The sequence below is a fragment of the Streptomyces sp. NPDC020801 genome (assembly GCF_044334385.1).
GTDB lineage: Bacteria > Actinomycetota > Actinomycetes > Streptomycetales > Streptomycetaceae > Streptomyces.
On the sequence record NZ_JBIRST010000004.1, the window covers coordinates 298,567 to 313,287 of the forward strand.

Genomic DNA, 14,721 nt, shown 5'->3' on the forward strand with positions numbered 1-14,721 from the left:
ATCAGGCCGGTTCCCGCGCGGGGAACCGGCCTGCAGTGGACCGACCAGTGTACGACTTCGGCGGTGAAATCGCCTCGTTTGAATCGCTGCGACCTGGGCACTCCCATTTCAGCCCCTTCGGGGGCCGGGGGAGCACGCCGGCGTGCCCGTGCGCGGGCCGGGAAGGGCGCGGGCCGCGGGCCGGGACGGCGCCTCAGCGTGCGTTGAAGTACTTCGCCTCCGGGTGGTGGATCACGATCGCGTCGGTGGACTGCTCGGGGTGGAGCTGGAACTCCTCGGACAGCCGGACGCCGATGCGCTCGGGCTGGAGCAGCTCGGCGATCTTGGTGCGGTCCTCCAGGTCGGGGCAGGCGCCGTAGCCGAGGGAGAAGCGGGCGCCGCGGTACTTCAGGGCGAACATGTCCTCGATGTCGGCCGGGTCCTCCCCTGCGAAGCCGAGCTCGGCGCGCACGCGCGCGTGCCAGTACTCGGCGAGGGCCTCGGCCAACTGGACGGACAGGCCGTGCAGTTCCAGGTAGTCGCGGTAGGAGTCGGCGGCGAACAGCCGCGCGGTCTCCTCCCCGATCCGCGAGCCGACGGTGACGACCTGAAGGCCCACCACGTCCGTCTCCCCCGACTCCTCCGGGCGGAAGAAGTCGGCCAGGCACAGCCGGCGGCCCCGGCGCTGGCGCGGGAAGGTGAAGCGGGTGCGCTCGTTGCCCCGCTCGTCCAGGATGATCAGGTCGTCGTCCTTGGAGACGCAGGGGAAGTAGCCGTGGACGACCGCGGCTTCGAGGAGGTTCTCGGTCTGGAGGCGGTCCAGCAGGCCGCGCAGCCGGGGGCGGCCCTCGGTCTCCACCAGCTCCTCGTAGGTCGGCCCGTCGCCGGTGCGGGCCTGCTTCAGGCCCCACTGGCCCTTGAACAGGGCGCCCTCGTCCAGCCAGGACGCGTACTCCTTGAGCTGGATGCCCTTGACCACCCGGGTGCCCCAGAACGGCGGGGTGGGCACCGGGTTGTCGGTGGCCACGTCGGAGCGGACGTGGCCCTCCTGTGGGCGCTCCTCGATCTCGACCGCGGCCGCCCGCACCCGGCGCGGGCGCAGTTCGGGCAGCTTGGCACCGGGTACGCCCCGCTTGACGCCGATGAGGGCGTCCATCAGGCGCAGTCCCTCGAACGCGTCGCGGGCGTAGCGGACCTCGCCCTCGTACAGCCCGTACAGGTCCTGCTCGACGTATGCCCTGGTCAGGGCGGCGCCGCCGAGGATGACCGGGTAGGTCGCCGCGAGGCCGCGCTGGTTGAGCTCCTCCAGGTTCTCCTTCATGATCACCGTGGACTTGACAAGGAGCCCGGACATGCCGATGACGTCGGCCCTGTGCTCGTGGGCGGCTTCCAGGATCGCGGAGACCGGCTGCTTGATGCCGAGGTTGACGACGTTGTAGCCGTTGTTGGACAGGATGATGTCGACGAGGTTCTTGCCGATGTCGTGCACGTCGCCGCGCACGGTGGCGAGCACGATGGTGCCCTTGCCGGCCTCGTCGGTCTTGTCCATGTGCGGTTCGAGGTGGGCGACGGCCACCTTCATGACCTCGGCGGACTGCAGCACGAACGGCAGCTGCATCTGGCCGGAGCCGAACAGCTCGCCGACGACCTTCATGCCGTCCAGGAGGGTGTCGTTGACGATGTCGAGGGCCTTGCGGGTCTGCAGGGCCTCGTCGAGGTCGGCCTCCAGGCCGTTGCGCTCGCCGTCGATGATCCGCCGCTTGAGGCGTTCCTCCAGCGGCAGGGCGGCCAGTTCCTCGGCCTTGCCCGCCTTGAGCGACTTGGCGGTGGCGCCCTCGAAGAGCGCCATCAGCTTCTGCAGCGGGTCGTAGCCCTCGGCGCGGCGGTCGTAAATCAGGTCGAGGGCGGTGGTCACCTGCTCCTCGTCGAAGCGGGCGATCGGCAGGATCTTGGAGGCGTGCACGATCGCCGAGTCCAGGCCCGCCTTGACGCACTCGTCCAGGAAGACGGAGTTCAGCAGGATGCGGGCGGCCGGGTTCAGGCCGAAGGAGATGTTGGACAGGCCGAGCGTCGTCTGCACCTTCGGGTGGCGCCTCTTCAGCTCACGGATGCCCTCGATGGTGGCCAGGCCGTCCTTGCGGGACTCCTCCTGGCCGGTGCAGATGGTGAAGGTCAGACAGTCCACGAGGATGTCCTCCTCGTGGATGCCCCAGTTGCCGGTCAGGTCGCCGATCAGCCGCTCGGCGATCTCGACCTTCTTCTCGGCGGTACGGGCCTGGCCCTCCTCGTCGATGGTCAGGGCGATCAGCGCGGCGCCGTGCTCCCGGGCGAGGGCGGTGACCCGCGCGAACCGCGACTCGGGTCCGTCGCCGTCCTCGTAGTTGACGGAGTTGATCACCGCGCGGCCGCCGAGCTTCTCGAGGCCGGCCCGGATGACGTCGACCTCGGTGGAGTCCAGCACGATCGGCAGGGTGGAGGCGGTGGCGAAGCGTCCCGCCAGCTCGGCCATGTCGGCGACGCCGTCCCGTCCGACGTAGTCGACGCACAGGTCGAGCATGTGCGCGCCCTCGCGGATCTGCTCGCGTGCCATCTCCACGCAGTCGTCCCAGTGGCCCTCGAGCATGGCCTCGCGGAACTTCCTGGAGCCGTTGGCGTTGGTGCGCTCACCGATCGCCAGGTAGGAGGTGTCCTGGCGGAAGGGGACGGTCTGGTAGAGCGAGGCGGCGCCGGGCTCCGGACGCGGGTTCCGCTGAACCGGGCTGGTGTCGCGGACCCGCTCCACCACCTGGCGCAGGTGCTCGGGCGTGGTGCCGCAGCAGCCGCCGATCAGGGACAGGCCGTAGTCGCGGACGAAGTTCTCCTGGGCGTCGGCGAGCTCCGGCGCGGTCAGCGGGTAGTGAGCGCCGGCCGCGGTCAGCACCGGCAGGCCGGCGTTCGGCATGCACGACAGCGGGATGCGGGAGTGGCGGGACAGATAGCGCAGGTGCTCGCTCATCTCGGCCGGGCCGGTCGCGCAGTTCAGGCCGATCATGTCGATGCCGAGCGGTTCCAGCGCGGTCAGCGCGGCGCCGATCTCCGAGCCGAGCAGCATCGTGCCGGTGGTCTCCACGGTCACCGACACGATCAGCGGGACCTCGTAGCCGGCCGTCTCCATCGCGCGGCGGGCGGCGATGACGGAGGCCTTGGTCTGGAGCAGGTCCTGGGTGGTCTCCACGAGCAGCGCATCGGCGCCGCCGGCGAGCAGTCCCTCCGCGTTCTGCTGGTAGGCGTCGCGGACGGCGGTGAAGGTGGTGTGCCCGAGGGTGGGCAGCTTGGTGCCCGGGCCCATGGAGCCGAGGACCCAGCGCGGCCGGCCGTCCCGGCCGGTGAACTCGTCCGCCGTCTCGCGGGCGATGCGGGCGCCGGCCTCGGACAGTTCGGTGATGCGTTCGGCGATGTCGTACTCGCCCAGGGCCGTGAGGTTGGCGCCGAAGGTGTTGGTCTCCACACAGTCCACGCCCACGTCGAAGTAGGCGGAGTGCACCGAGCGGACGATGTCGGGCCGGGTGGCGTTCAGGATCTCGTTGCAGCCCTCGAGGTTCTCGAAGTCCTCGAGCGTGGGCTCCTGAGCCTGGAGCATGGTGCCCATCGCCCCGTCGGCGACCACCACACGGGTGGCGAGCGCCTCGCGGAGGGCGGACACGCGGGTCCGGCTGTCGGTGGAGGGGGTCGGCGGCAACGAGGCCATGAAGGGGCTCCCTTGAGGTGCGACGGCTGTCGGCTTTGCGTCTTCCCGAAGAAGCCCCGCACGGAGCTTCCCAAGGAGGGCGCACGCCGCCAGGGTAGCCGGGACCGGGACCCGATGGTCAGGGCGTCCACGGTGCGGACGAGGATGGCGCCCGCTCACCTCGCGCAGACGGGTGACGTAACAGGTGTCGACCAACCATTAGCGGAGAGTCGGCATGGACCGGTAGTGTTCGACATTGCCGAACGGCGGCAGACCAGGTCGCCCGCCGACGGTCGAAGGGGACGGAGGCAGGACGGCGATGGCACGGAACATCCAGTCGCTCGAACGGGCGGCCGCGATGCTGCGGTTGCTGGCGGGCGGCGAGCGGCGGCTGGGCCTCTCGGACATCGCCTCGTCACTGGGCCTCGCCAAGGGCACCGCCCACGGCATACTGCGCACCCTCCAGCAGGAGGGCTTCGTCGAACAGGACGACGCCTCCGGGCGCTACCAGCTGGGCGCGGAGCTGCTGCGCCTGGGCACCACCTATCTCGACGTCCACGAACTGCGGGCCCGCGCCCTCGTCTGGACCGACGACCTGGCCCGCTCCAGCGGGGAGAGCGTCTACCTGGGCGTGCTGCACCAGCAAGGTGTACTGATCGTGCACCACGTCTTCCGCCCGGACGACAGCAGGCAGGTACTGGAGATCGGGGCGATGCAACCCCTGCACTCCACGGCCCTGGGCAAGGTCCTGTCGGCCTACGACCCGGTGGCGCACAGCGAGGCGCTGGAGGCCGACCGCAAGGCCTTCACGGACCGGACCGTGTGCGACATGGACAGCTTCGAACGCATCCTCGACCTCTCACGCGCGCGGGGCTACGCCGCCGACGTGGAGGAGACCTGGGAGGGGGTGGCCTCCATCGCCGCGCCCATCCACGACCGGCGGCGGATGCCGGTCGGCGCGGTCGGCATCACCGGCGCGGTGGAGCGGGTGTGCCGGGACGGCGAACTGCGCCACGAACTGGTGGCGGCGGTGCGGGACTGTGCCCGCGCGGTCTCGCGGGACCTGGGCGCCGGGCGGTTCTGAGCGCCGGCGGACGGTCCCGCATCCCCGCACCGCAAGGCCGGTACGCCCTGGGCGTACCGGCCTTCCGCGTGCCTGCGCGACCACGTGGCGTGCCCGCGAGGACCCCGGTGACCCGGGGCGATCAGTAACGATCGGGCTTTCACCAACAGAACTCTTGACGCCCGTGTGACAGCGAGGTGAGACTCCCGTCCAACGGTCGGCATTGTCGAACACCTTCCGGCAATACACGCTAGAGTGTGACAACGCCAAGGGCCGGAATCGCTCTCACCCCCGAGGGCGCCAGACCCCCGGAGGGACCCGGGGTTCGGCTTCCCTGGACGAAGGACAAAGGAGTCGCGGGTGTCCAGCTCCGACATCTTCATCGGCGAGACCATCGGTACCGCCATACTCATCCTGCTCGGCGGAGGCGTCTGCGCCGCCGTGACGCTGAAGGCCTCAAAGGCTCGTAACGCCGGATGGCTCGCCATCACTTTCGGGTGGGGCTTCGCCGTTCTGACGGCGGTCTACACCTCGGCGCCGCTCTCCGGCGCCCACCTCAACCCGGCGGTGACCGTCGCACTCGCGATCAAGGACCACGACTGGAGCAACGTTCCGACCTACCTGGCCGGACAGCTGCTCGGTGCCATGATCGGTGCGACCCTGGTCTGGGTCGCCTACTACGGCCAGTTCCACGCCCACCTGACCGACAAGGAGATCGTCGGCGGTCCTGGCGCGCAGGCCACGGCGGCCAAGGCCGTCGAGGCCCAGGAGCAGGGCGCCGGCCCGGTCCTGGGCGTCTTCTCCACCGGTCCGGAGATCCGGAACGTGGTGCAGAACCTGGCCACGGAGATCATCGGCACGATCGTGCTGGTGCTCGCCGTCCTCACCCAGGGCCTGAACGACAAGGGCAACGGCCTCGGCACCCTCGGCGCGCTGATCACCGCGTTCGTGGTCGTCGGCATCGGTCTCTCCCTCGGCGGCCCGACGGGCTACGCGATCAACCCGGCCCGTGACCTCGGTCCGCGCATCGTGCACGCCCTCCTGCCCCTGCCGAACAAGGGTGGCTCCGACTGGGGCTACGCCTGGATCCCGGTGGTCGGTCCGCTCATCGGCGGCGCCATCGCCGCGGGCATCTACAACGTCGCATTCGCTTAAAGAGCACCGCGCTTGAAGCTTCCCGGCACAGAGCACAGAGCCTCACAGCACGCGCCGTACGTAAGCCCTTTTAACCACGGAACCTCCAGGAGCACACAGTGACCGACGCGCACACCGCCGGCCCCTTCATCGCCGCCATCGACCAGGGCACGACTTCGTCCCGCTGCATCGTCTTCGACCGGGACGGCCGGATCGTCTCCGTCGACCAGAAGGAGCACGAGCAGATCTTCCCCAAGCCGGGCTGGGTCGAGCACAACGCCACCGAGATCTGGACCAACGTCCAGGAGGTCGTCGCCGGAGCCATCGAGAAGGCCGGCATCACCCGCGACGACATCAAGGCCATCGGCATCACCAACCAGCGCGAGACCACCGTGCTGTGGGACAGGAACACCGGTGAGCCCGTCCACAACGCCATCGTCTGGCAGGACACCCGCACCGACGCCCTGTGCAAGGAGCTCGGCCGCAACGTCGGCCAGGACCGCTTCCGCCGCGAGACCGGCCTTCCCCTCGCGTCCTACTTCGCCGGTCCCAAGGCCCGCTGGCTGCTCGACAACGTCGAGGGCCTGCGCGAGCGCGCCGAGGCGGGCGACATCCTCTTCGGCACCATGGACACCTGGGTCATCTGGAACCTGACCGGTGGTGTCGACGGCGGCAGGCACTACACCGACGTCACCAACGCCTCCCGCACCATGCTGATGAACCTGCACACGCTGGAGTGGGACGACAAGATCGCCGAGTCCATCGGCGTCCCGATGGCGATGCTGCCCGAGATCCGCTCGTCCGCCGAGGTGTACGGCGAGATCACCGGCGGCAAGCTGGGCGAGCTGCTCGGCGGCATCCCGGTCGCCTCCGCGCTCGGCGACCAGCAGGCGGCCCTGTTCGGCCAGACCTGCTTCTCCGAGGGCGAGGCCAAGTCCACCTACGGCACCGGAACGTTCATGCTGATGAACACCGGCGAGAAGATCATCAACTCCTACAGCGGACTGCTCACCACCGTGGGCTACCGCATCGGCGACGAGGCGCCGGTCTACGCCCTGGAGGGCTCGATCGCCGTCACCGGCTCCCTGGTGCAGTGGATGCGCGACCAGATGGGCCTGATCTCCACCGCCGCCGAGATCGAGACGCTCGCGCTTTCGGTCGAGGACAACGGCGGCGCCTACTTCGTGCCGGCCTTCTCCGGTCTGTTCGCCCCGTACTGGCGCTCCGACGCCCGCGGTGTGATCGCCGGCCTGACCCGGTACGTCACCAAGGCGCACCTCGCGCGCGCCGTCCTTGAGGCCACCGCCTGGCAGACCCGTGAGATCACCGACGCCATGACGAAGGACTCCGGCGTCGAGCTCGCGGCCCTGAAGGTCGACGGCGGCATGACCTCCAACAACCTGCTGATGCAGACGCTCTCGGACTTCCTGGACGCCCCGGTGGTGCGCCCCATGGTCGCCGAGACCACCTGCCTCGGCGCCGCCTACGCCGCCGGCCTCGCCGTCGGCTTCTGGACCAGCACCGACGACCTGCGCCAGAACTGGCGCCGGGCCGCCGAATGGACCCCCCGCATGGACGCGGACACCCGCGACCGTGAGTACAAGAACTGGCTCAAGGCCGTCGAGCGGACCATGGGCTGGCTCGAGGACGAGGAGTAAGAAACCGCAATGACCAGTCAGTCCACCCTGCAGTCCGTGCCTGCCCTGGGAACGCGCCCGGCCTACGGCGTAGGCCCGAGCCGTGCCGAGACCCGGGAGCAGCTCTCGAAGGCGACGTACGACCTCCTCGTGATCGGCGGCGGCATCCTGGGCATCTCCACCGCCTGGCACGCCGCGCAGTCCGGCCTCAGGGTGGCTCTGGTCGACGCCGGCGACTTCGCCGGCGCCACCTCCTCCGCCTCCTCCAAGCTCCTCCACGGCGGTCTGCGCTACCTGCAGACCGGCGCGGTGAAGCTGGTGGCGGAGAACCACTTCGAGCGCCGTGCGGTCTCCCGCCAGGTGGCCCCCCACCTGGCGAACCCGCTCACCTTCTACCTCCCCGTGTACAAGGGGGGACCGCACGGCGCGGCGAAGCTCGGGGCGGGTGTGTTCGCCTACTCCGCGCTCTCCGCCTTCGGTGACGGCGTCGGTCACCTGCTGAGCCCCGCCAAGGCCGCGCAGGACGTGCCCGAGCTGCGCACCGACAATCTCAAGGCCGTGGCCGTCTACGGCGACGACCAGATGAACGACGCGCGCATGGCGCTGATGACGGTCCGCGCGGCCGTCGAGGCGGGCGCGGTCGTCCTGAACCACGCCGAGGTCACCGGCCTGCGCTTCACCAAGGGCCGGGTCACCGGCGCGGAGCTCAAGGACCGGCTGTCCGGCGCCGAGTTCGGCGTGAGCGCCCGGCTGGTGCTGAACGCGACCGGCCCTTGGGTCGACCACCTGCGCCGTATGGAGGACCCGAATGCCGCGCCGTCCATCCGTCTGTCGAAGGGCGCGCATCTGGTCCTGAAGCGCACCTCCCCCTGGAAGGCCGCGCTGGCCACCCCGATCGACAAGTACCGCATCACCTTCGCCCTCCCCTGGGAGGACATGCTGCTGCTCGGCACGACCGACGAGGAGTACGAGGGCGACCCGGCCGATGTCGCGGTCAACGACAAGGACATCGCCCAGATACTCGACGAGGCCGCGTTCTCCATCCGCGACCAGCAGCTCGGGCGTGACCTGATCACCTATGCCTTCGCCGGTCTGCGGGTACTGCCGGGCGGCCCCGGCGACACCGCGAAGGCCAAGCGCGAGACGGTGGTGACCGAGGGCAAGGCCGGCATGCTGTCCGTCGCCGGCGGGAAGTGGACCACCTTCCGGCACATCGGCCGCATGGTGATGCAGAAGCTGGAGTCGCTGCCCGGCCACCCGCTGGGCGACGACTTCGAGCCGATCTCCTCGCTGCCGAAGAAGCTGCCGCTGCCGGGCATCGCCAACCCGCGCGCGGTGGCCCACCGCCTGCTGGTCGACCGTCCGGCGCCCGGCCCGCGCATGGCGGCGGACACGGCCCGGCACCTGGCCACGCACTACGGTTCGCTGGCCTTCGACATCGCCCGCCTGGCCAACGAGAACCCGGAGCTGGGCGAGCGCGTGCACCCCGACGCCCCGGAGATCTGGGCGCAGGTCGTCTGGGCCCGCGACCACGAGTGGGCCGAGACCCCGGACGACGTGCTGCGCCGGCGTACGACGCTGACCATCCGCGGCCTGGCCACGGACGAGGTCCGCACCAAGGTCCAGGACCTGCTCGACAAGAAGTGACCGCCGGGCAGTACTGACGCCCGGCTCCCACCGCACTGGGAGCCGGCAGCGCGAGAGGCGGCGGCTCCACGCCGACGGAGCCGCCGCCTTTCGTCCGGGCGTCCTCTTCATCCGGCCCTCTGGTGAGCCTCCATGGTGTCGCCCGGACATCGGATGTCTGGACGCCATACGACAGTGCTGACGCCGTACGACAGTGCTGAAGGGCAGGGAGGCCAGCAGCCGTGGCAGTCACCGACGAGGCGATCGAGAAGATCAAGGGAATGATCGTCTCCGGCGCGCTGCGGCCCGGCGGCCGGCTGCCCGGGGAGAGCGAGCCGGCCGCCGAACTCGGCCTGTCCCGCAGCTCCCTGCGAGGCCGTGCGGGCGCTGTCGCTGATCCGGATCCTGGACGTGCGCCGGGGCGACGGCACGTACGTCAGCAGTCTGGATCCCCAACTGCTGCTGGAGGCACCGGGTTTCGTCGTCGACTTCCACCGCGACGACACGGTGCTGGAGTTCCTGGCGGTGCGCCGCACCCCGGAACCGGCCGCGACCGCGATGGCGGCCCTGCGCATGAGCGAGCGGCAGCTCGACGAGCCGACCGCCCAGTTGGACGCGCTCGGCGCCGAATCGTCGGTACCGGAGCTGGTCGCCTGTGACCTGGAGTTCCACCGGGTCATCGTGCGGAGCTGCGGCAACTCGGTGCTCGGTTCCCTGCCCGACGGCCTGTCCGGGCCCACCACCCGGGCCCGGATCTGGCGCGGGCTGTCCCAGGAGGACGCGGTCGGCCGCACCCTGCGTGAACACCGTGCGATCCTCGGCGCGCTGCGCGACCGGGACGCGGAGGCGGCCCGCTCGTGGGCCACGATGCACATCGCGTCGGTGGAGCCGCGGCTGCGCCCCATCCTCTGATCGCGTCGTGATCTTGGGTGTTCGACCGCCGGGATCGGGGCAGTCATCCGTTCACTCCCCCGTGCAAGGGGGCTGCGGGCGCCCCCGCCGGACGCCGTAAGGTTGGTGGGTCAAGCGAGGGCACGTCGGAAGGAGGCACTGGGTGATCGAGCTCGAGGGGGTTCCCGAGCTGATCGACCCGGTCATGGTGGCCGCGTTCGAGGGCTGGAACGATGCCGGTGACGCCGCCTCCACCGCGGTCGCGCATCTGGAGAGGGAGTGGAAGGGCGAGGTGTTCGCGGCGCTGGACGCCGAGGACTACTACGACTTCCAGGTGAACCGCCCCACGGTGTTCATGGACGGTGGCGTGCGCAAGATCACGTGGCCGACGACAAGGTTGTCGGTGGTCCGGGTCGGCGGCGAGAAGCCGCGCGACCTGGTGCTGGTGCGTGGCATCGAACCGTCCATGCGCTGGCGCTCGTTCTGCAACGAGCTGCTCGGCTTCGCGCACGAGCTGGGCGTGGAGCTGGTGGTCATCCTGGGCGCCCTGCTCGGCGACACCCCGCACACGCGTCCGGTCCCGATCAGCGGGACCACGTCGGACTCGGACCTGGCCCGGCGCATGGACCTGGAGGAGACCAAGTACGAGGGCCCGACGGGCATCGTGGGCGTCCTGCAGGAGGCCTGCACGCACGCCGGCGTCCCGGCGGTCTCCCTGTGGGCGGCGGTCCCGCACTACGTCTCGCAGCCGCCCAACCCCAAGGCCACGCTGGCGCTGTTGAACCGCCTGGAGGACCTGCTCGACCTGCGCATCCCACTGGGCGAACTGCCGGAGGACGCACGCGCCTGGCAGGTGGGGGTGGACCAACTGGCCGCAGAGGACAGCGAGGTCGCCGAATACGTCCAGACGCTGGAGGAGGCCCGGGACACCGCCGAGCTGCCGGAGGCGTCGGGCGAGGCGATCGCCCGCGAGTTCGAGCGGTATCTGCGGCGCCGGGACGGCGGCGGTCCGCCCTCGGGCGGGCACGCCACGGCGGACGGCGGCGAGGGCGGCTCTTACCTGCGGGACGGCCCCGGCGGTCGTACGCGGCCGTCGAGGCCGACCAAGCCGGACACCGAGGCGGAGACGGAGGCCGAGGCGGAGACGGAGCCGGAGCCGGAAGCGGGCGACGAGGACTCCTCGGAGGACTGAGACGGTCAGGGGCGGTGCGCCGGATGCGCACCGCCCCTGATCGATGTCGCGAGGGTCAGAGAGCCACGCCCAGCAGGGCGTCCACGGCCCGGGACACCAGGCCGGGCGCCCCCGTGTCCGCGCCACCCCGCTCCTCCTGGAGCGCCGCCCACCGGTCGACCGCGGCGACCGCGGCCGGGGCGTTCAGGTCGTCGGCGAGGGCGTCGCGGATCTCCTCGACCAGCGCGTCGGCGGACGGGCCGTCGGGCCGGGAGACGGCCGAGCGCCAGCGGCCCAGGCGCGCAACGGCGTCCTGGAGCACCTGGTCGGTCCAATCCCAGTCGGAGCGGTAGTGGTGGGCCAGGAGCGCGAGCCGGATGGCGGAGGGGTCGACGCCGTCGCGGCGCAGCCGCGACACGAAGACCAGGTTGCCCTTCGACTTGGACATCTTCTCACCGTGGAGGGCGACCATGCCGGCGTGGACGTAGGCCTTGGCCATGGGGAACTCGCCGGTCAGCACCTGGGCGTGGGAGGCACCCATCTCGTGGTGCGGGAAGGCGAGGTCGGAGCCGCCGCCCTGGACGTCGAAGCCCATGCCGAGGTGGTCGAGGGCGATGGCCACGCACTCGATGTGCCAGCCCGGGCGGCCGCGGCCGAGCGAGTCGCCGTCCCAGCTGGGCTCGCCGTCCCGGGCGGCCAGCCACAGGACCGGGTCGAGCGGGTTCTTCTTGCCGGGCCGGTCGGGGTCGCCGCCGCGCTCGGCGGACAGCAGCCGCATCGCAGCGGCATCCAGGTGGGACACCTCGCCGAAGTGGGGGTCGGACTCGACGGAGAAGTAGACGTCCCCTTCGAGTTCGTACGCCGCGCCCAGGTCCCGCAGCCGTTCGACCAGCGGGACGATGCCGGGTATCGCCTCCACGGCGCCTATGTAGTGCCGGGGCGGCAGCATCCTCAGGGCGGTCATGTCCTCACGGAACAGGGCCGTCTCCTGCTCGGCCAGCTTCACCCAGTCGACGTCGTCGCGCTGCGCCCGCTCCAGCAGCGGATCGTCGACGTCGGTCACGTTCTGGACGTAGTGGACCTGCCGCTTGGTGTCGAGCCACACGCGCTGCACGAGGTCGAACGCGTTGTAGGTCGCCGCGTGACCCATGTGGGTCGCGTCGTACGGGGTGATGCCGCAGACGTAGATACGGGCGACGGGACCGGGGTCGAGGGCGACGAGCCCCCCGGTCGCGGTGTCGTGGATCCTCAGGTCGCGGCCCTGACCTGGCAGGGCGGGGACCTCGGAAGCGGGCCAGGCATGCATGTCATGAGCGTAACCGGACCGCGGTCCCGTCTACGAACCGGACCGGTCCTGATGGCCGGGAAGGCACTCTTGCCTGATCGCACCGGGTATGCGTCCCCGCGCCGGCGGCGTACGGCAGCCGTACCGGCGGCGAGCGACGGCCCGTACCGGCCGGGGACGGCAGCCCCGTGGCGACGAGGGGCAGCCCCCCATACCGGCCGTGGACGGCAGCCGGTACCGGCCCGGGCGGCAGCCCCGCACGGGCAGGGGGCGGCACGTACCGGCCGCGGGGCCGCCGGCGTCCCCGCACCGACGAGGCGGCGACCTCGTGCCCGCAGGGGGCGGCGGTCCTGCACCGACGGGCGAGCCCCGTACCCGCTGGGCACGACAGCCTCAGATCCGCAGGAGGGCGGTCCCGTACCGGGCCGGTCGGCAGCGGCCCGAACCGGCGCCGAGCGGCGGCTCCGTACCAGCCGGGCACGACAGCCCCGCACCGGCCGTGCACGAACTCCCCGGTGCGGCGGCCCGGTGCGGCGGCCCCGGGCCGCCCCGGGGGAGGTGGCACGTGCCAAGCCGGGCGGGGGCGGCGGCCCGCGCCAGCGCGACGGCGGCCTCGTGCCCGCAAGGGCGCGGCGGTGCTGTACCGACGGGCGGCCCCGTACCCGACGGGCACGGCGGCCTCGGTACCGGCATGCAGCGGCCGCCCGTACCAGGGGCCTGCACGACGGACCGCGCGGCAGGCCGTGGCGGCGGATCGTGGCGGTTCGTTCTGGTGGTCGGTGGGGCTAGAGCGGGGGCCAGGGGATCGCCGGCCAGTCGCCGTTCGGTTCCGGGTGGGTGCCCAAGGCGAGCAGGGTGTCGACGCGCGCGCGTGTGGCGTCGACCTCGGCCGGGGTGATCAGGCCGGCCAGCCGCACACCCAGGGTCCCCGCCGTCGCCCAGCGCGTCCTTGAGGACCTCGAGCACCTGGAGGGCCTCGGGTGCCAGTGGTTCGCCCGCCCAGCCCCACAGCAGCGTGCGGAGCTTGTTCTCGACGTTGAAGGTGACACCGTGGTCGATGCCGTACAGCCGCCCGTCCGAGGTGGGCAGCAGGTGCCCGCCCTTGCGGTCGGCGTTGTTGATCACCGCGTCGAGCACGGCCAGCCGGCGCAGCCGCACGTCGTCGGCGTGCACGAGCAGGGCCGTGCGTCCCCTGCCGACCTCGGCGAAGCCGATCGCCTTCCAGCCCGGGTCCGGCTCCTCGGCGTCGACGAGTGCGAGCAGCTCGGCCGCGGAGTCGTCGGCGGCCGTCTCGATCCAGAGCTGGACCATGCCCTCCCCGTACGGGCCGTCGCGCAGCACGGTGGGCGGGACGAGGCCCCAGCCGGTCGCCTCGGAGACCTCGTACGCCGCCACCTCGCGCCCGGCGAGGGTGCCGTCGGGGAAGTCCCACAGCGGCCGCTCCCCCGCGACCGGCTTGTACACGCAGGACACCTTCCGGCCCTCGTCCGCGACCGTGCAGAACAGCGCCGCGTTGGAGGCGTCACGGATGCGGCCGCGCACGGTCAGCTCGCCGCGGGCGAGCAGCTCGGCGGCCCCCGCGGCGGGCGTCACGCCCCGCGGCGGTATCCGTTCTGGCGCGGACATACGTGTCCTTCCGGATCGAGCGGGAGGCTGCACAGCGGGCACGGCGGCCGCCCGGCGTTGACGACGTCCAGGGCGCGTCTGGCGAAGGCTCTCGCCTGCGCGCCGGTGAGCCGGACCCGCAGCATCGGGGGGCCGTTCTCCTCGTCCTGCAGCAGCCGCTCCTCGGCCTCGGCGAGGTCCTCCTCGGAGTCGGCGTCGAGCTCCACGAGGGCCTGCGCCTCGACGATCATGCGCTGGTCCTCGCCGTCCCAGGCCAGTGCCATGGTGCCGACCCGGAACTCCTCCTCGATCGGGGTGTCCAGCGGGCCGGTGTCTGCCACTTCGCTGGGCGCCATCGCGGGCACGGCAGCGCTTCCGCCACTGCGGCGCACCACCTCGTCGAGCAGCTCGTCCATGCGCTCGGCAAGCGCGGCGACCTGGGTCTTCTCCAGGGCCACGCTGGTCACCCGGGAGCCGGCAGTGGCCTGGAGGAAGAACGTACGGCGCCCGGGCAGTCCGACCGTGCCGGCCACGAAGCGGTCCGGGGGGTCGTAGAGGAACACCTGACGGGACACGTCCTGTCTCCATGAGAATCGGGATGAGAATCGGGAAAACGACGGAATC

8 protein-coding genes and 2 pseudogenes are annotated in these 14,721 nt (G+C 71.4%); 6 read left to right on the plus strand and 4 right to left on the minus strand.

Annotated elements, in window-relative coordinates; genetic code table 11:
* Window positions 1-193: 193 nt before the first annotated feature.
* Entirely contained in the window at window positions 194-3,706 is a 3,513-nt protein-coding gene (gene metH / locus ACH4UM_RS11180) for a methionine synthase (protein ID WP_398176417.1), read from the minus strand.
* Window positions 3,707-4,004: 298 nt separating this feature from the next.
* On the opposite strand from metH, the gene ACH4UM_RS11185 reads away from it, so the two are divergent.
* The 6 genes and pseudogenes from ACH4UM_RS11185 (at window position 4,005) to ACH4UM_RS11210 (ending at window position 11,228) form a co-directional block, all read left to right on the plus strand.
* Window positions 4,005-4,769, plus strand: coding sequence for an IclR family transcriptional regulator (locus ACH4UM_RS11185; protein WP_398176419.1), 765 nt, complete (start codon window positions 4,005-4,007; stop codon window positions 4,767-4,769).
* Window positions 4,770-5,108: 339 nt separating this feature from the next.
* The gene (locus ACH4UM_RS11190) at window positions 5,109-5,903 is read left to right on the plus strand and encodes an MIP/aquaporin family protein (RefSeq protein WP_398176421.1); all 795 of its coding nucleotides are present in this window, start codon (window positions 5,109-5,111) and stop codon (window positions 5,901-5,903) included.
* A 98-nt stretch (window positions 5,904-6,001) separates the two neighbouring features.
* Complete coding sequence (glpK, locus tag ACH4UM_RS11195; protein ID WP_398176423.1) at window positions 6,002-7,540, plus strand: glycerol kinase GlpK; 1,539 nt, start codon at window positions 6,002-6,004, stop codon at window positions 7,538-7,540.
* Window positions 7,541-7,549: 9 nt separating this feature from the next.
* Window positions 7,550-9,166: an FAD-dependent oxidoreductase gene (locus tag ACH4UM_RS11200; RefSeq protein WP_398176425.1), complete on the plus strand. Its 1,617-nt coding sequence runs from the start codon at window positions 7,550-7,552 to the stop codon at window positions 9,164-9,166.
* A gap of 221 nt (window positions 9,167-9,387) precedes the next feature.
* A pseudogene (locus ACH4UM_RS11205) lies at window positions 9,388-10,057 on the plus strand (FadR/GntR family transcriptional regulator).
* A gap of 142 nt (window positions 10,058-10,199) precedes the next feature.
* Window positions 10,200-11,228 carry a PAC2 family protein gene (locus ACH4UM_RS11210; protein ID WP_398176427.1) on the plus strand — a complete coding sequence of 343 codons (1,029 nt, stop codon included), beginning with the start codon at window positions 10,200-10,202 and terminating at the stop codon, window positions 11,226-11,228.
* Between the two features lie 55 nt (window positions 11,229-11,283).
* Here the strand turns inward: ACH4UM_RS11210 and mshC are convergent, their stop codons facing one another.
* The 3 genes and pseudogenes from mshC to ACH4UM_RS11225 form a co-directional block, all read right to left on the minus strand.
* Window positions 11,284-12,513, minus strand: coding sequence for a cysteine--1-D-myo-inosityl 2-amino-2-deoxy-alpha-D-glucopyranoside ligase (gene mshC, locus ACH4UM_RS11215; RefSeq protein ID WP_398176429.1), 1,230 nt, complete (start codon window positions 12,511-12,513; stop codon window positions 11,284-11,286).
* 764 nt (window positions 12,514-13,277) lie between these two features.
* Window positions 13,278-14,118: pseudogene (locus ACH4UM_RS11220) on the minus strand (SCO1664 family protein).
* Window positions 14,082-14,672, minus strand: a complete 591-nt coding sequence (locus ACH4UM_RS11225) for a DUF3090 domain-containing protein (RefSeq protein ID WP_398176431.1) — start codon at window positions 14,670-14,672, stop codon at window positions 14,082-14,084. Before ACH4UM_RS11225 ends, ACH4UM_RS11220 begins: the two are co-directional and overlap by 37 nt.
* Window positions 14,673-14,721 lie beyond the last annotated feature (49 nt).